The organism is Synechococcus sp. OH2 (assembly GCF_047462155.1).
In the GTDB taxonomy this organism is placed as follows: domain Bacteria; phylum Cyanobacteriota; class Cyanobacteriia; order Thermostichales; family Thermostichaceae; genus Thermostichus.
In genome coordinates this window covers 14,673-31,092 of the sequence record NZ_JANSIR010000116.1, presented here as the reverse complement: position 1 = coordinate 31,092, position 16,420 = coordinate 14,673, and the positions used below count along the sequence as shown (strand labels likewise).

The 16,420-nt window shown below is 59.3% G+C and carries 20 protein-coding genes; 8 read left to right on the top strand and 12 right to left on the bottom strand.

Going from position 1 to position 16,420, the window contains the following annotated elements; all coding sequences use genetic code 11:
- Positions 1 to 101: 101 nt before the first annotated feature.
- Complete coding sequence (locus NW835_RS12510) at positions 102 to 638, top strand: HNH endonuclease (RefSeq protein ID WP_414371660.1); 537 nt, start codon at positions 102 to 104, stop codon at positions 636 to 638.
- A gap of 9 nt (positions 639 to 647) precedes the next feature.
- On the opposite strand, the gene NW835_RS12505 is transcribed toward NW835_RS12510, so the two are convergent.
- Positions 648 to 1,583, bottom strand: coding sequence for an alpha/beta fold hydrolase (locus tag NW835_RS12505; protein ID WP_414415455.1), 936 nt, complete (start codon positions 1,581 to 1,583; stop codon positions 648 to 650).
- Between the two features lie 107 nt (positions 1,584 to 1,690).
- Between NW835_RS12505 and ruvA the strand changes: the two genes are divergently transcribed.
- Positions 1,691 to 2,305: a Holliday junction branch migration protein RuvA gene (ruvA, locus tag NW835_RS12500; RefSeq protein WP_414371656.1), complete on the top strand. Its 615-nt coding sequence runs from the start codon at positions 1,691 to 1,693 to the stop codon at positions 2,303 to 2,305.
- Positions 2,302 to 2,925 (top strand): nicotinate-nucleotide adenylyltransferase, encoded by a 624-nt coding sequence (nadD, locus tag NW835_RS12495; protein ID WP_414415454.1) that lies wholly within the window; start codon positions 2,302 to 2,304, stop codon positions 2,923 to 2,925. Before ruvA ends, nadD begins: the two co-directional genes overlap by 4 nt.
- 173 nt (positions 2,926 to 3,098) lie before the next feature.
- On the opposite strand, the gene psaC is transcribed toward nadD, so the two are convergent.
- A complete protein-coding gene (psaC, locus tag NW835_RS12490; RefSeq protein ID WP_011429399.1) occupies positions 3,099 to 3,347 on the bottom strand; it encodes a photosystem I iron-sulfur center protein PsaC in 249 nt (82 codons plus the stop codon).
- A gap of 283 nt (positions 3,348 to 3,630) precedes the next feature.
- Here psaC and NW835_RS12485 point away from each other — a divergent pair, with 283 nt between their 5' ends.
- Complete coding sequence (locus NW835_RS12485) at positions 3,631 to 3,975, top strand: hypothetical protein (protein ID WP_414415453.1); 345 nt, start codon at positions 3,631 to 3,633, stop codon at positions 3,973 to 3,975.
- Between the two features lie 4 nt (positions 3,976 to 3,979).
- Here NW835_RS12485 and NW835_RS12480 read toward each other — a convergent pair whose 3' ends face one another.
- From NW835_RS12480 to NW835_RS12450, 7 genes are all read right to left on the bottom strand, one after another.
- A complete protein-coding gene (locus tag NW835_RS12480) occupies positions 3,980 to 4,357 on the bottom strand; it encodes a DUF3493 domain-containing protein (RefSeq protein WP_414415452.1) in 378 nt (125 codons plus the stop codon).
- A 3-nt stretch (positions 4,358 to 4,360) separates the two neighbouring features.
- Positions 4,361 to 5,002 carry a hypothetical protein gene (locus NW835_RS12475; RefSeq protein ID WP_414415451.1) on the bottom strand — a complete coding sequence of 214 codons (642 nt, stop codon included), beginning with the start codon at positions 5,000 to 5,002 and terminating at the stop codon, positions 4,361 to 4,363.
- Between the two features lie 125 nt (positions 5,003 to 5,127).
- Positions 5,128 to 6,432, bottom strand: coding sequence for a gamma-glutamyl phosphate reductase (locus NW835_RS12470; RefSeq protein ID WP_414371649.1), 1,305 nt, complete (start codon positions 6,430 to 6,432; stop codon positions 5,128 to 5,130).
- Between the two features lie 117 nt (positions 6,433 to 6,549).
- Positions 6,550 to 7,002: a hypothetical protein gene (locus NW835_RS12465; protein WP_414366283.1), complete on the bottom strand. Its 453-nt coding sequence runs from the start codon at positions 7,000 to 7,002 to the stop codon at positions 6,550 to 6,552.
- Between the two features lie 57 nt (positions 7,003 to 7,059).
- On the bottom strand, positions 7,060 to 8,337 hold the full coding sequence (locus NW835_RS12460) for a hypothetical protein (RefSeq protein WP_414415450.1): 1,278 nt from the start codon (positions 8,335 to 8,337) through the stop codon (positions 7,060 to 7,062).
- 22 nt (positions 8,338 to 8,359) lie between these two features.
- Positions 8,360 to 9,640 (bottom strand): hypothetical protein, encoded by a 1,281-nt coding sequence (locus tag NW835_RS12455; protein WP_414415449.1) that lies wholly within the window; start codon positions 9,638 to 9,640, stop codon positions 8,360 to 8,362.
- The gene (locus tag NW835_RS12450) at positions 9,637 to 11,100 is read right to left on the bottom strand and encodes an NAD(P)/FAD-dependent oxidoreductase (protein WP_414415448.1); all 1,464 of its coding nucleotides are present in this window, start codon (positions 11,098 to 11,100) and stop codon (positions 9,637 to 9,639) included. The genes NW835_RS12455 and NW835_RS12450 overlap by 4 nt, the downstream gene beginning before the upstream one ends.
- Positions 11,101 to 11,233: 133 nt before the next feature.
- Here NW835_RS12450 and gshA point away from each other — a divergent pair, with 133 nt between their 5' ends.
- A complete protein-coding gene (gene gshA / locus NW835_RS12445) occupies positions 11,234 to 12,370 on the top strand; it encodes a glutamate--cysteine ligase (protein WP_414415447.1) in 1,137 nt (378 codons plus the stop codon).
- A gap of 45 nt (positions 12,371 to 12,415) precedes the next feature.
- Here the strand turns inward: gshA and NW835_RS12440 are convergent, their stop codons facing one another.
- Together NW835_RS12440 and NW835_RS12435 are read right to left on the bottom strand one after the other, a co-directional pair.
- The gene (locus NW835_RS12440; RefSeq protein WP_414365213.1) at positions 12,416 to 12,616 is read right to left on the bottom strand and encodes a hypothetical protein; all 201 of its coding nucleotides are present in this window, start codon (positions 12,614 to 12,616) and stop codon (positions 12,416 to 12,418) included.
- Positions 12,617 to 12,806: 190 nt separating this feature from the next.
- On the bottom strand, positions 12,807 to 13,157 hold the full coding sequence (locus tag NW835_RS12435) for a phenylpyruvate tautomerase MIF-related protein (protein ID WP_414415446.1): 351 nt from the start codon (positions 13,155 to 13,157) through the stop codon (positions 12,807 to 12,809).
- 140 nt (positions 13,158 to 13,297) lie between these two features.
- On the opposite strand from NW835_RS12435, the gene NW835_RS12430 reads away from it, so the two are divergent.
- Positions 13,298 to 13,714 (top strand): RidA family protein, encoded by a 417-nt coding sequence (locus NW835_RS12430; RefSeq protein ID WP_414334105.1) that lies wholly within the window; start codon positions 13,298 to 13,300, stop codon positions 13,712 to 13,714.
- Between the two features lie 70 nt (positions 13,715 to 13,784).
- Here NW835_RS12430 and yidD read toward each other — a convergent pair whose 3' ends face one another.
- Positions 13,785 to 14,063 (bottom strand): membrane protein insertion efficiency factor YidD, encoded by a 279-nt coding sequence (gene yidD / locus NW835_RS12425; RefSeq protein ID WP_414377569.1) that lies wholly within the window; start codon positions 14,061 to 14,063, stop codon positions 13,785 to 13,787.
- A gap of 193 nt (positions 14,064 to 14,256) precedes the next feature.
- On the opposite strand from yidD, the gene NW835_RS12420 reads away from it, so the two are divergent.
- Both NW835_RS12420 and NW835_RS12415 read left to right on the top strand, forming a co-directional pair.
- Positions 14,257 to 15,546: an MFS transporter gene (locus NW835_RS12420; protein ID WP_414415445.1), complete on the top strand. Its 1,290-nt coding sequence runs from the start codon at positions 14,257 to 14,259 to the stop codon at positions 15,544 to 15,546.
- An 83-nt stretch (positions 15,547 to 15,629) separates the two neighbouring features.
- A partial coding sequence (locus NW835_RS12415) for a SpoIID/LytB domain-containing protein (RefSeq protein WP_414415444.1) occupies positions 15,630 to 16,420 on the top strand: 791 nt, incomplete at its 3' end.

Genomic DNA, 16,420 nt, shown 5'->3' with positions numbered 1-16,420 from the left:
CAACTGCAGGGCTACCGTTCGCGTCAGCGGCGCGTAGCGCTTAAAGCCCGCTCCGTACTGCTTAGCGGTCGGAGCCGGGTAGTTTACCGGTGCGTAGCACTATGAGCAAGGTTTTGGTTTTAAATGCCTCCTACGAGCCGCTCAACGTCACCAGTTGGCGCAGAGCTGTCGTCCTTTTGCTCAAGGGCAAAGCCGAGCAAATCGAGCACAACGGCAAAGTAGTCTACGGCAACATCCCTCTGCCCACCGTCATCCGCCTGCGCCACTACGTTCACGTTCCCCACAAAGAGATTCCCCTGACACGCCGCAACGTCCTCTATCGCGATGGGCACCGCTGCCAGTACTGCGGTTGTTATGGCGAAGACCTCACCCTGGATCACGTGATCCCGCGCTCCCGCGGCGGCGGAGATACCTGGGAAAATGTGGTCAGCGCCTGTGTGCGCTGCAACGTGAAAAAAGGGAATCGCACTCCGCGTGAGGCTGGCATGCCCCTGCTGCGCCAGCCCCGCCGCCCCCACAGCACCCTTTACTTTGAAATCTCCAAAGCTGTCAGCAGCGGATCCTACCGGGAATGGCTGAAGTACGCCATTGGTCTGGAAGGAGACTCGCCGCCAGAGCCGGCAGGCAACCCCGGCTAGCTCTCAAGGCTAAGGATGCAGGTCTGAAACCGGCGCTGCTTTGAAAGGGGGAGGAGAGGTGGTGGCCGGGATCCCCGTCTCGATCCACTGGTGGATCAGGGCATTGACCTGTTCGGGGCGCTCATCGTGAGGGCAGTGGCCGGCTTCCAGGAAGTATTCCACCGCCTGAGGGTAGTGAGCCCGGTACAGCTTGGAGCGCTCGCGGGCCCGCATCCAGGGATCCCGTTCGCCCCAAATCAACAACAGGGGGCGCACCAAGCTGCGCAGCAGCTCACCCACATAGCGCCCCTTCTGCCCGCCCCGCATCAGGGCCACGAACACATCGGCAGCCCCCGGATCCCGTGTGGGGCGATGAATGTCTTCCACCAGTTGATCCGTCACTGCCGCCGGGTCGTAATAGACCTGCTTCAGCTTGGAGCGAATCACCCGCGGCTGCCGCAAATACTGAAACAATAGGTAAGACACCAGGCGCTGGCGCAGGCCCCAGCCCACCAGGCCACGCAGCCATTGCCGCCAGCCAGAAGGGGATCCCTTAGCAGTGGAAAAGCCACCGGCTCCGTTAAGCAACACCACCCCCCGCACCCACTCCGGCCACTCTGCCGCAAGGCTGAGCACCACATAGCCACCCAGGGAGTTGCCAATGGCCACCACGGGCCGCCGGATCACCTGTTGACAGAAATCCCGCAGTTGATCCCGCCAGATCTCGGCGCGGTAGTCCCAGTTGGGCTTGGCCGAACGGCCAAAGCCGAGCAAATCGATAGCATAGACCTGGTAGTGTTGGGCCAACTCAGGGATATTCTTGCGCCAGTGGTCGGTGGAGGCCCCAAAGCCGTGCACCAAAAGCAAAGGCTGCCCCTGCTCGCCCTGTTTGACATAATGAACGGATTGCCCGCGCCAAATCCAGCGTGCCGAGATGGGAGTGGCCGGTGCCGACGTTGATACCATAAGGTTTGCTCGTGAGCTTTTCTCATTCTAGATTCATTTAGATTTTGCCTAGCCAGCTCCGAAGCCGCCGCCGGGCAAGGTATCCTAAACACCGGTTGGATACGCACATGATCGCGTTTTTGACAGGCCACCTCGTCGCTGTGGAACCGGGAGAGCGCAGCAGCCTCACCCTGGAGGTGCAGGGGATCGGCTATCGCATCCAGGCGCCGGCCCGTTTTCTCAAGCAACTGCCTCCTGTAGGAGAGCCTGTGCGGGTGTTCACCCATCTGCTGGTGCGGGAGACCGAGCTGGTGCTGTACGGGTTTGGCTCGCCAGCGGAGCGGGATCTGTTTGTGGAACTGATCAAAGTCCCGGGGGTGGGTCCGGCTTTGGGTCTGGCGCTGCTCAACACTTTCGCTTTGCCGGAGCTGGTGCAGGCGGTGGTTACCGAAAATGTCCGCCTCCTCTCCCTAGCCCCAGGGGTGGGCCACAAAACGGCCCAACGGCTGGCGCTGGAGCTGAAAAGCAAATTGGCCCACTGGCGACAAGGCCTAGAGAACGCAGATCGCCCTCTGGCTGGCGGGCCGCCCCCCTCTATCCGGGAGGAGGTGGAAATGGCCCTGCTGGCCCTCGGCTACAGCCTCCAGGAAATTCAAGCGGCCCTGCAAGCCCTTCCACCTCAGCCCCGGCAGACGGAAGACTGGCTGCGCGAGGCCATCAGCTACCTCAGCCAACAGCCATGAGTGGCTCAGCCCCCAAGCAGCGCCGCGTTGGCATTCTCGGCGGCACCTTTAACCCCGTCCACCACGGCCATCTGATCATGGCCGAGCAGGCCCTCTGGCAGTTCAACTTGGATCAGGTGCTGTGGATGCCGGCAGGGGATCCTCCCCACAAGCCCTTGGCCGCCGGCGCCAGCAAAGCAGATCGCCTGGCCATGGTGAAGCTGGCCATTGCCGACCACGAGCGCTTTGCCTGCTCCGAGCTGGAGATCCGCCGTCCTGGCCCCTCCTACACCATTGAGACAGTGCGCTGCCTGATGCAAGAGCAACCCAACACCCAGTGGTACTGGATCATCGGGGTGGATGCCCTGCGGGGTCTGCCCCAGTGGTACCAGGCGGAAGAATTGGCCCGCCTCTGTCACTGGATTGTTGCCCCCCGCCTCGATGCTGGCGACGCCGCCCAGGTGCTGCAGTCGGTGGCTGAGAAGCTGCCCATCCGGGCAACAATCTTGGACGCCCCCACCCTAACGCTTTCTTCCACCTACCTGCGTCAGCAAATCCAAAAAGGGGGATCCATCCGCTACTTGGTGCCCTCCGCTGTGGAGCACTACATTCGCCAACACCGACTCTATCTCGACCCTTGAAGAAAAAAAGAGGAGGGCTCCCCCCTCTTCAATCAACCCATTAACCCATTTGCTACAGCAACGGCCCGCCCAACTTTTTTTCAGGGAGGAGAAGCTGAAGATTGAAGTTAAAGATGCTGTTTCCTTGAGCGGGCGGGCAATCGCAAAAAATTGCAACCCAACCTGCCGGCGGCTTAGTAAGCCAGGCCCATGCTGCGGGTGGTTTCGGGCCCAAGATAGACGCGGATGCTCAGGAAATCGGTGGGGCAAGCAGTCTCACAGCGTTTGCAGCCAACACAGTCTTCGGTGCGGGGGGCAGCGGCGATCATGCCGGCCTTGTTGTTCCCCTTCCAGGGCACCATTTCCAACACATCGGTAGGGCAGGCCCGCACACACTGAGTACAACCGATGCAAGTGTCGTAGATCTTGACCGTGTGAGCCATTAGCGTTCTCCAGTCGAGCTCTTTGAAAGGTTAAAAAAGGTTTACCCCTCTGGCGTGGCAGCCACACCACTGCACAGGTGCCCTCAGTGTACTGTAGTCCTGCCCAGCCACCCCAATCTCCGATCCAAATGTTCAAACAAATTTACATCCCCCCGGATCCCTTGCCGCCCCGACGGGAAGGTCGCCCTCGCGGTTGGGCTAGGATCGCTTGAGGAAGAGCAGGGCAAGGATCCTACGAATGGGACGCTCGGTGCGGAATTGGAGAAGGCAAACCCGAAGCCAGATGCGCCGCCTGGGACCTGTTTTGGCCGGCATTTTGCAGGAAATCTATGAGGAGAACATCCCTCGCCTGCGCCGCTGGGATCGGCAGCTTACCAACTGGGTGTACCGCCGCGGCTGGAGGGTGGATCCCTCCTTGCCTAAGGTGGCTATCTACGTGTTGGGTACGGTGGTGATCCTAGCGATTCCAATTCTCACCTGGGCAGTTGTGGTTGCCGTTGTTGCCTTTCTCGCCATCCAAATGGTTCAAAAATGGTCCCAGGCAGCCCCCGCCAGGGATCGCCACTATCTGCCGAGCGCCGATGCGGAGGACGACCCCGATCCCCGCCGAGAGGACTGGGACGATTGACGGGCTAACTGTCCCTGCGCTGGTACAGGGGATCACCCTTGGGTGGAGGGGGCGACTCTTTTGGGCTGCTAAGGCGCTGCCTCATCTGTCTGACCAGCTTTTGCTGGGAGCGGTTTTCCAGCCTGTTTAGGCCAAGGGCGCCGGCCAGGATCCCTAACTGTAGAGCCAAGCTGGGCAGGGTAGTCTCCAGATCCCGCCCTGCCAAGGCCCGAAAGAAAAACACAAATGCCCCAACGCCAGCCGAAAAACCCACCGCCAGGTAGACAAAGCGCCGCAAACTGCGGTAGGGAGCGGTCACTTCTGCCAGCAGCCTCGCCTGCTCCGCCGTCAGATCCTGGGGCAAGCTGGCTTTGGGCGAAGACTTGGGATCCGATTCCGCCATTGGCTATACCTCCTCAGGCAACAGCAAGGGATCCCGCCCAGAAATCACTGCCAAGCTTTCCTCGGCGGCCCGACAGGCGGCTAGGATATCTTGCTCTTCCCCGCCCAAGTAGACGCGGCCAAAGCTACCAAAAGGCATCACCTCGAGGATGTTGATCCGGGCCGATTTTTCTGCCTCATTGGCGGCCAGGGGGGCATAGCCTGCCGGCTGCACCTCCAGGATGTAAAGGGTTTGGCCCGCTAGAAGCATCTGGCCACGGCGGAAACGGTTGATCAACTGGGTTTGGTGGGGATCGATGTTGCGGATGATCTGGCTAGAGATGATGCGCGGCTTGAGACGCTCCTGTTCGCTCACCCCCAAAGCCGCCAGGATGGCCCGCCCGGCAGTGCGGGTATCCCCCTGGTTGCTGGAGTGAACCTCCAAAAGACCGTAGAGGCGCTCTACTACCTGCAACCCTGGCCTTACCGAGGTGGCTTTGAGGGCGATGTCCATGACGCGGTTGATCTCAATGCCGGGGGAAATCTCGACCCAGAGGGAAGTGTCCCCCGGCAGGGGCAAAAAGCCCTGGGCCACCGTGCCCAGATAGGCGGCGTATTGGGGCTGGAGCCGATCCAAAAACACGTAGCTGCGTAGGTCAATCCCCAAAGGAGTTCTCCCCTAGTCGCCTGGGCTTTGTGGGATGACAAGCTGGGAGTGGATCCCTATCTTCAGTCTCGCCTGATCTGGCCAGCTTTGGAGAAGGGGGCCAGCGGGATCCCACCCTCCCACGGCTACAGGCCGCCCTGGGCCACCACCTTTACAGTTGTCAGGGCTTCCAGGTCGATGGGCCCGCGCACATGCAGCCGCTGGGTAGAAATGCCCAGGGACGGGTCGCGAATCGCCCCCAAGGTAGGGATCCCGCTTCCGCGGCCTGCTGAGAGGGGCGTGGTGTTGATGTGGATAAGGGCCGCATCCACCTCCTGGAGAAAGCGCTGGGCCGCCGCCTGGCTATCAGTGAGGATGGTTTCCGACTGATGGTAACCGTTTTTGTTAATCCAGGCGATAGCCTCCGTTAAATCCGCTACTAGCTGGAGGCGCAGATGGGGACGCCGGGTGGAGTCAAACCCTTCTCCCAGCGGCTGGAGCTGGGGAAATTGCTCTAGAATTGGGGCGGCCGCCTGGACATCGACCTCCCCCTGACTGAGCAAAGCTTCGACCAGCGCTGGCAGATGGCTGGCGGCCCAGTCGGCGTGGATCAGCAGCCAGAGGGTGAGGGGCTGGTAGATGGGGATCCCTTCTGGGCCATAGCGAGCCAAGGGATCCAGCAAAGCTGACTTCACCAAAGGCCAGGGAGCGGTGCGATCCAGATAAACATGGCCATAGCCCAGGTGGGTAGCCAGGATCGGCACTTTGCTAGCCTGCAGGAGAAACTCCACCCAGCCGGGGCGACCACAGGGGATTACCAGGTCCACGTAGCGGGTTTGCTGCAGCAGCAGTAGCAGCAGCGAGTCCTCTTGGGGATCCGCTGGCCGGTCTTGGGTGGGCAAGGCTTGAATGGCTCCTTCTGGGATCCCGTGTTCGTAAGCTGTTTCTGCCAATAGGGTAACTAGAGCCTGGTGGGTTTTCTGGATGGGGCCGCTGCTGGCCAAGAGCACGCCATTGCCCGTCTTGAGACCCATGCCAATGCCGTTGAGGGCAAACTCGGGGTAGATCTCATAGACCAAAGCCACCACCCCCAAAGGGACGCGGTAGCGGCCAATGAACAGCCCGTTGTCCTGACGGTACCCCCTCTCCAGGCTGCCGATGGGATCCGGCTGTTGGGCCAAGAGAGCAAGCAACTGGGCGGATCGCTGCAGGCGCTCCGGGGTGAGCTTGAGGCCGTTGAGGATCCACTCCGGCACAGTTTGCTCGCGGCAGCTTTCCAGGTCGAGGGTATTGGCCTCTAAGAGGAGATCGGAGCGCTCCAGCAAACGGCGCGAGAGGGCCAGCAGGGCCTGGCGTTTGGTTTCGCCGCTCAAGCGCTGGAGCTGAGGCAGCAAGCGGCGCACCTGGCGCAGGGTGGTGCTGAGGTCAAAAGCTGAACCAAAATCGGTCACTCGCTTCCCTCCTGCCTGGCTGACCGACGACAGACCTGCTCCTGACCACTGCTAACAAGAAATGGCTAGATCCACAAGAGCTGAAACTGGGGATCCCTGGCAACGATCCCAAGCATCTCAAGGCCGACGCAGCAGCAGGATTGCCGTCGCCATCAACAGCGTTAACAACAGGCAAAGAATCAGGAACCAACTGAGCAACTGGGCTTGGCTGGGGAAGAGCACCGCGCTGAGAAACCCCACCCCCAAAGCAACCCCCAGGCTGAGGGTGAGGCCCAAGAGCATGGATCCCTGGAAAGTGCTTTGCCGGCGCAACACCCATTGATGGCCGTTCCAGAACCACATTTTGCGGTAGGGGTAGGAAACCGCCAGTTGCTCAATGTGCAAACGGTCGGGGGTGATGGCGAAAATATGCTGGCAACGGCTGCAGCCAAAAGCCTCGGTCAGGGTAATCAGGCGCAACTGACCTTGGTGGCAACAGGGGCAGGGGTAAATCTTGGCGGGGTCGATGGTCTGAGCCACCCGCAGGGACGATTTCTGCCGAGGCAACTTGCGAGGAGAAGAAAAGGCCACAGCTCCTAGTTGGGGAGAAGTCGGGATCCCTCACATCCTATCTTCAAGAAAGTGGAGTCAAGCTACCCAGAGATGGCGAACGTAGCGCCAGGTCAAGATCTGGTTGAGAACGAGGAAGATGAGAGCCAGAAGCCCATAGCCCAGCTTGAGAACTCTGCTCAGGTGGGGACGAGCCCAGAGGGGAAGAAAGCCCAAATCTGTGTGCTTGGCCCAGTGCACGAGAGCCAGCACGTGTACGACGTGAACCGGCAGGCAGTAGCGAATCATGCTTCGCTGGCCCAGGGGACTCATGCCGGCTACAGCGATGTAGAACATGGCCCAGGCAGCCAAATGGAGCCCCAGCCGCTCCTGCCAGCGCTGGCTCTTGCCGGCCAGGATACTCCACCCATCCAGCAAGCCTGTAACAACTAGGGATCCCAACGTAACAGACACAAACAGTTGGCTGAGAGCATCAGACCACAGGCCAGGATCCTTCACGGGTGCAGAAGGAGAGAGCAAGACTTGCCATCGCTCAGGGGAAAGAACATAGGTAGAAGCTTGGAAAAGGGCTTGGTAATTGGCCTGCACGCCAGTGAAGTAGCGCTGCATTTCCATGTAGAGATCCCAGCGGCCAAAGCGGAGCTGACAGTAGAGGAAAAAGCTCAGCCCGCCCGACAAGGCCAAAACAACGGCGCTGGCTGTCCAAAACCAAGGGCGGGATAGCCGCAGCAGAGGAACCAGCGCCACCGGCAAACCCACAATGCGGGTGGCACTCATCACCAAACCGTGGATCCCGGCCAAAAGTGATGGCCAGAGGGAATCTAAGCCCATTGACCAGTAGAAAAAACCCAACAAGCTGGCCATAAAGAGGGACTCGCTGTAGCCTACTACCAAATAAAAGCTACTTGGATAGACCAAGATAATCAAACTTGCCAAAACTTGCCAAAGCAAGGGGATCCGCCAGCGGCGGTAAAATAGGAAAAGGTAAACCCACATCAGCCAACAAAAGAGCTGAGCAGTGAGATAAAGCCCCAGCTCCGGATCAACTCCTAATAGGCGGCTCATGGCGGCCACCGCCAGCGGATAGCCGGGAAAGAAAGCTGCATTGCTCTGGTCGTAGGCAATCTTGTCAAAGCCCACAAACTGATACCCCCGCTCTACAATGCTCAGGTACCAATAGCTATCGCGCTGGCTCAGGGCTGTAAAAGCAGAAGCATAGCTGCCGCGTTTTGTCCAAAGGTATATCGTTAACACTTGTAGGATAGTCAGCGCTAAGCCCAGCAAAAAAATCCGAGTAGAAAAGCCAACTAAACATTTGCGAATCTGCTGCAACAGAGAACCAGGACGCAAACTCATCAGCTTCACTACCAAGGTTCGATCAAGCCACCCAAAGATGCTGGACGTAGCGCCAGGTGAGGATTTGGTTTAGGGCAAAGAAGACTAAAGCCAAGATCCAGTAGCTCAGCCTTAGGACACTGCCAAGACAGAAACGTACCTGTTGGGGGATGAAGCTGAAATCGGTGTATCTGATCCCATGCAACCAGGCCAGCACCTGCAGGGTGTGAATCGGCAGACAGTAGCGGATCATACTTCTCTGGGCCACAGCACTCATGCCGGCCACGGAAATGGAGAACATAATCCAGGCAGCCAAATGGAGCCCCAGCCGCTCCTGCCAGCGCCGGCTCTTGCCGGCCAGGACACTCCACCCATCCAGCAAACTGGTAACAACTAGGGATCCCAGGGTGAGGGGAACAAACAGTTGACTGAGGGAAATGGCCCATATCCCATCCCCCAAAGCCTCGGAAAAGGAAAACAAGGACTGCCAGTACCCAAGAGAAAAGAGGGGGGCATAAGTACGAGGTTGAATAATAGCCAGGTAATCGAAAGAACTGGGGCCGAAGTAGCGCTGCATTTCCAGGTAGAGATCCCAGCGGCCAAAGCGGAGCTGACAGTAGAGGAAAAAACTCAGCCCGCCCGACAAGGCCAAAACAACGGCGCTGGCTCTCCAAAACCAAGGGTGGGATAGCCGCAGCAGAAGAACCACCGCCACCGGCAAACCCACAATGCGGGTGGCACTCATCGCCAAGCCGTGGATCCCGGCCAAAAGTGATGGCCAGAGGGAATCTAAGCCCATTGACCAGTAGAAAAAACCCAACAAGCTGGCCATAAAGAGGGACTCGCTGTAGCCCACGACAAGGTAAAAGCTGCTGGGATAGACCAAGATGATCAAACTTGCCAGGACTTGCCAAAGCAAGGGGATCTGCCAGAGACGATAAAACAGGAAAAGGTAAATCCACATCAGCCAGCAAAAGAGCTGGGCGATCAGGTAAAGTCCCAACTCAGGCTCAACCCGCAACAAGCGGCTGAGGGCAGCAACGGCCAGAGGGTAGCCGGGAAAGAAGGCCACATTGCTCTGCTCGTAGGCAATCTTGTCGAAGCCCACAAACTGATAGCCCTGCCGCACAATCCCCAAATACCAATGGCTATCCCACTGGGTTAAACCCTTGAAGATGGAAGCATAGTCATCCTCCTGGCTCCAAAGGGAGATTAAGAAGATCTGCAACCCTGTCAAGGCTAAGCTTGGCAGCAGAACCTGGATAGAGAAAGGGGCAAGACGCTGCCGGCTTTGCCGCAACAGATGGCTAAGAGAGAAGCTCATCGCCGGACCTTCGCAGGTGGGGGTGGCACTTTGATCTCTTCTTGGTAATCGTCATCGGAGTTCACCTGCCAGAGATCGTGGCTGCCGGGGCGGAGGACGTTTTCCGCCGCCAATAGGCCCATCAGCAAGCTGTGATCCTGGTTGTTGTACTTAAACGAGCCGTAGCGGCCCACCAGTTGCAGGTTTTCAAACTGGCCAAGATACCTCTGCAAAATGGCTAGATCTTCTTTGTAGCTGCCGGCGTAGATGGGATAGGTGCAGGGTAGGCGCACCACAAAGCCGCCGCGGATCTTCTGGCCTTGCAGCAGGCCAATTTGGCGTAGCTCCTTCTCAGCCAAAGCCAGCAATTGCTCCTCAGGGGCTTGCCACAAGGGATCCCCAAAGTTGCACCAATACTCACAGCACAAGGGGGTTTGTTCCTGGTTGGGGAGCATAGCCGGTGACCAATTGGCAAAGTTGGTTACCCGACCAACCTGCACTGTTGGGTCGTTGATATACAGCCAGTTGTCGGGGAAAAGCTGGGATCCCTCCACGATCAAGTAAACCAAAACCGTGTTGCGAAACTTGAGGTTGCGGGCTGCCTGCAGCACTTCTGGGGGAGGCAGTTCCCGCAGGCTCTGCACCAACACTGTCAGAGGGATCGAAGAGATGACGTGGGAGGGGGAGACCCATGTTTCCCTTCCATCCTGAAGATGGCGCAGTTGCAGCTCGACAATCCGGGATCCCTCCTGCCTAAGGGCGATGACCTCTGTATTTAGCCAAACTTTTTGGCCCTCGGCCAGCAAAAACTCCTGCATTTTTTCGTAGAGCTGGCCGGATCCCAGGCGAGGAAACTGAAATTGGTCGATCAGCGATTTGACGCAGCCGCGGTTCCACCCCAGCGCCTTGCGGATCGCTTGCCCAAGGCTGAGACCTTTGATGCGCTGAGCGGCCCAATCGGCGCTGATTTCGGTACAAGGGATCCCCCACAGCTTTTCCGTGTAGCCTTTGAAGAACATCTGAAAAAGCCGGCTACCAAATTTTCCTTTGACCCAGTCGGCAAAGTTCTGGGGAGCTGGGCGGGGGATGAGTTGGGCCCAGAGGTAGGAAAGGACAATGAGCAGACTTTCCCACCAGCCAACTTTGCGCAGGACTTCCCAAGCTTGGATGGGGTACTGAAAATATTGCTTGCGGTAGTAGATGCGGGTAAGCCGCCGGACAGTCACCTGTTCGGATCCCAAAACCCGGTTCCACAGCTCCAGCACCGCTGGGATCTTGGTAAAAAACCGGTGCGGGCCATAGTCGAGAATGAACCCCTGGTAGCGAATGCTTTTGGCCAGGCCCCCGACCCTGTCTTCTCGTTCCACCACCACCACGGGGAAGCCTAGCTGGGTCAGGCGATAGGCAGCCGCCATGCCCGCCGGCCCCGCCCCTAGGATATAGATGGGATCCCGCACTCCATTCTTCCCCCCCAGCTGCATCCAAGCATTGCCAAGCATTTTAACAGTAGGACGAGAAACTCCCCCTCCAGTGGCCAATCTCCTGCAAAATCTCAGGAAAATGGGTGAAGAAGAGAAAGGTTAAACTGATGGGGCTGCGGCTGGAGGCTGGCCTGTGCTGTTGACCAAGGGCTTTGAGGTAGAAATGTACACCGGCACCGCCGCCGGGGAAGTGGTGGGCCTATCGGATCGCATCTGCCAGGCTTTGCCGGAGTTTGTGCGAGAACCCGATCGGCGCAACGTCGAGTACATCACCCCGCCCCTTCGCCGCTACGAAGACCTGCTCTGTGCCTTGCTTCGGCCTCGCCTGCAACTGCGGCAGTTTTTGCGCCGTCTTGGCCCCTACACCTTGCTGCCGGGGAGCACGCTGGCTTTGGGCGGCAGTGACCACTTCGAGCGCTCGGATCCGGGCAACCCCTACCACGACTACATCGAGCGCACCTACGGCACGCGGGTGGTGACCGCCAGCATCCACATCAATGTCGGTCTGCCGGATACGGAAGCCATTTTTCTCGCCTGTCGCCTATTGCGGGCGGAAGCCCCTCTTTATTTGGCCCTGAGCGCTTCTTCTCCTTTTCTGGACGGCCAGGTAACGGGCTACCATTCCAGCCGTTGGCAGGTGTTTCCCAAAACGCCGGCCCAGGTGCCCTTCTTCCGGGATCACGCCCACTACATCGCCTGGATGCAGGAGCAACTGGCCCTGGGCACGATGCAGAACGTGCGCCACCTCTGGACTTCTGTACGGCCCAACGGCCCGGAGCGGCCCTATCACCTCAACCGAGTGGAGCTGCGCATCTGCGACCTAGTGGCGGATCCGGTGATGATTCTGGCCATCACCGCCCTAGTAGAGGCCCGCCTCTGGCAATTGCTATCTCAGCCGGAGGCGCTGGATCCCTTGGGGGGGCCTTTTACCCCAGCGGAGCTGGAGAGCCTTTGCGAGGCCAACGAGCAGGCTGCTGCTCGAGAATCGCTGCAAGCCCGCTTGCTCGACTGGCGCACTGGCCGCGAACGCTTAGCCCAGGAGTGGATTGAAGAGCTGCTGACCGAAGCCTGGCGCATCGGCCAACCCCAGGGCTTGGGCTGCTTCTTGGCTCCCTTGCAAACCCTGCTCCAGGAAGGCAATGAAGCCCAGCGCTGGCTGAAGCAGGTCAACCAGGGATCCACACCCGCCCAGGTGTACCAACGCGCCATCCAGGAACTGGCCGAACAAGACCGAGAAAGGCAGGAGACCCTCTGCCAACTGGTTGGCTGAGCCTCTGCGCAAGGCCACTTTGACTTAGATTGGCCTAGCCCTGCTTTACCCCTTCCCGTAGGGCTTGCCGAGCCCCACAGCTCCTGCGTCCAAGGTCAGCAGCGAAGCCGGCAGAGGCGGCACCGTCGCCACAATGTAGATGGCCACGATGTAAATGGCAATGAAAAAAAGCATTGGCCCCAGCAGCCCCAAGTCTTCCACCAGAGCTTTGGCAAACCAGTCTTGAATAACTCCAAAAAATCCCAATCGATGGGCTACCCAAAAATAAGAACGGCCACGCCCAAAAGGCCAGCAAGCTTCAGTAGAAGCTGCCGCTTTGCGGGATTTGTTCTGGGTTGGGTGGGGTCTGCCACGGCGGTCGGGAGCATCAGAAAGCTGTTGCTAGATAGGCTAGAGCAGCCAGGCTAGGAAATACCTGACTTGTGCGAAGTAGCTTTCACCCAAAGGTCGTGCCGTTCCATCCCCAAAGATAGCCTTTGGCATCGCTGAACTCAATGTAAATCCTCTTCCTGGGGATCCCCAATTTGTCCTCGATGGTGCTGCAAAAAAACTCGCTTAGGAATCGGGTTTGATCGGCGGAAAACTGCCCAATACTCTTGATCTCTACATAGCAGCAGGGATCGGCGCTGCCGGCAAAGGTCATCGGGATCCCTCCTTCAAAAGCAGTCATTACGTAGGCTTCCGACTTGCCCAACTGCTTAGCCAGAGCAGCAGAGAGGAACTTGAGTAGGTCTGCCACGGTGGCAGGTTCTGGCTGCAGAGAGGTTTGCAACTTGATCAAAGGCATGAGCACTTTTTCTTCCCGACAAGCCTATTTTGGCATTGCGGGTTCGTCTTCTCTGGGATCCGCCTGTGGTAGCGTAGCGAAAGAGCTTCTCTTCACGGGGGCAAACCTCTATGGAGCCGAGCAATCTGGCCAATTCCGCGATGGGCCATCCGCAGGGCCAAACCGGGCCAGGCCCTTGTGCTGTACAAACCGAGGCCGCTCCTGCTCCTGTCGGCCCTTACAGCCAGGGCGTTGTTGCTTCGGGGCCTTTTCTGTTTGCCGCCGGCCAGGTGGGCCTGGATCCCAAAACCGGCAAGTTGGCGGGAGAAGATGTTGCCTCGCAAACTCGGCAGGCGTTGCTGAACCTGAAGGCGGTGCTGGAAGCAGGGGGCACGAGCCTGGCCAATGTGGTGAAGACCACGGTTTTTTTGGCGGATATGAAAGACTTTGCCGCCATGAACGAGGTTTATCGAGAGTTTTTTGCCGCAGACCCGGCGCCGGCCCGCTCTTGCGTGCAGGTGGCTGGCTTGCCCTTGAATGCCTTGGTGGAAATCGAGGCGGTGGCCTGCTATTCCTGACTGACCGGCTCCCAAATACAGCCTTTTCCGGCAACACCGATCTTGGCCTGACAGGGATCCCCCTCGTCAATCAATCTCGGCTGGGGCGATAAGTTTCGTCAGGTGCGGATCCCGGCAAGTCGGGCACCGGGTCGTAGCCCCCCGGATGCCAAGGGTGGCAGCGGCAGAGGCGGCGGATCCCCAGCCAACTGCCTCGGATGGCGCCGTAGCGCCGCACTGCTTCCAGGGTGTACTGGGAGCAGGTGGGGTAGTAGCGGCACGCAGGAGGCAGCCAAGGGGAGATGCCTATCTGGTAGCCCCGAATCAGGGCAACCAAACTGCGAGTCAAGGGATCTGACCGTTCCGCCATAGGCAAGCGTACAAAAAGGCCACTTCCAGGCTAACGGCTGCCCCTGAACAGGGATCCTGCACAGTTCCAGACAAGAGGTTAAGATTGAAAAAGTCAGCACCCAAATAGACATTTCGTAATATTTCTGTTCAGGGATGCTGTGGAGACGGCTTTGCTCCCTGGCAGGGTTGTGAGAGTTTCATCGGGAGTGGGCGTGAGGGTATTCGGGCAGCTACAGCCGGCGCAGCGGCGCAACTTGGGCATTCTCTTCGTGGCCGGGCTGCTCTTTTGGGCCAGTCTGTCTTCGCTGTTGCCCACACTGCCGCTCTACGTCCGGGATGTGGGCGGCACCAGCCAAGAGGTGGGCTTGGTGATGGGGGCCTTCTCGATTGGGCTGCTGGCTTTTCGCCCTTGGTTGGGGCGGCTGGCGGATGGCCATAGTCGCCGGATCGTCTTGCTCATCGGCATGGGCGCGGCGGGGATGGCGCCTTTGGGGTACTGGCTCTGGGATTGGATCCCGTGGATAGCGCTGGTGCGGGCCTTTCACGGGATCAGCATCGCCGCTTTTGCCACCGCCTACGTTACTTTGGTGGCGGATTTTGCCCCGGAAGCAAAACGCGGCGAGATCTTGGGCTACATGAGTTTGGTCAATCCCGTTGGTGTAGCCATCGGCCCTGCTTTGGGCGGCTTTTTGCAGGAGCTGGTTGGTTATGGCCCTCTGTTTCTCTTTGCCGCTCTGCTGGGGTTGGTGGGCTTTCTCTGTACCCAATCGGTTCGCGAGCAGCGCCGTGGGGGTTGGGGATCCCTGCCCCCGGATGGAGCGTTTTGGAGCCTTGTGCTCAACCCCAAGGTGTGCTCTCTCGCTGGGGTCATGCTCTTGGTGGGGCTGGCCTTCGGCACCCAGACTACTTTTGTGGCCCTGTTGATCCAAGAGGTCGGAGTTCCCCTCAATCCCGGTCTTTTTTATACGGCGGTGGCCTTTGCCAGCTTCGGCGTGCGCCTGCTGGCTGGTCGCGCTTCCGATCGCTACGGGCGGGGGCCGTTTATCTCTCTGAGCTTGGCCACCTATGCTCTGGCGATGGGGATCCTGTTGGTTGCCGACAGCGTCGGGGCTTTTCTTGTCGCCGGGATCGTGGTGGGGTCGGGTTTTGGCACCTTGATCCCGCTGATCTCCGCCCTGGTAGCCGATCGCTCTGAGCCGGCGGAGCGGGGGCGTTTGTTCAGCTTGGTGATGTGTGGGTTTGACTTGGGCATTGGGCTGGCGGGGCCGATCCTGGGCACCCTGGCGCTGGGATCCGGCTATCGGGCCATGTTCGGCTATGCGGCCCTTCTGGCATTGGCTTCGCTGGGAGCTTTTCTCTGCTTCTCCAATGGACGACCGGGATCCTCCCTGTGCTTTGCCTTGGGCCTGGAACCGGATCGGTTTCGACAACCTGATTCTCTCCCTTTGGAGCAACCCCATCCGCCCGCTCCCTTGTCAACGGGATCCCGTCCCGCCCTTTAGGCACCCTGATTTTCGTCCCCAAGTCCGATTTGCCCTATCCTAGGCTGGGGTTGCTGTACAAAAAAGAACTCTGGACAGAGGCTATGGGAGCACGGGGTTGGCTTGCCCTGATGGGATCCCTGCTGGTGGGCACCTTAGGGGGATGGATAGAGAGCGCTTGGGGGGTGACGGTGCGCGTGCAATTGGCCGACGCCACCGCCCCTGTGGTGGTGGGCGTTTCTCGCCCCGCCCAACTGACCAACAGCCGCCAAGAGGTGCTGGCCGAGTTGCCGCCCATGCAAGGGTTTCTGGCCCAGCCCGGCCCTCAAGGGGTGCGCCTGCAGGGGGTGGTCAGCCCGGTGTTGTTCATCGAGCCGCCAGCGGGTGGCCTGGTGGCCGTGGATGGCCGCTGGTATTCCGGCAAGGTGCTCTTGACCGGGTATAACAGGGTAATGGCCATCAACTACGTGGATCTAGAAGACTACGTGGCCGGCGTGGTGGAAGCCGAGATGGGATCCCGCTTCTTACCCGAGGCCCTCAAGGCCCAGGCGGTGGCAGCCCGCACCTATGTTCTTCACCACCGCAATTCCCGCGGCTGGTTTGATGTGTTTAGCGACACCCGCTCCCAGGTGTATCGGGGCCTCTCGCAGCGCTCAGCCGCCGCCCTAGCAGCAACACACGCCACCCGCGGCATCGTCATGGTGTATGGGGGGCAATTTGTAAACGCCATGTACAGCGCCAGCGCCGGCAGCCAAACCGTTGGGGTGAGCGGGATCCCTTACCTGAGAAGTCTGCCGGATTTTAGCCCCTATCCCAAGTACGGGCATGGTATTGGCATGAGCCAGTGGGGTGCCCAAGAATTGGCCCGTCAGGGCTGGACCTACCGCCAAATTTT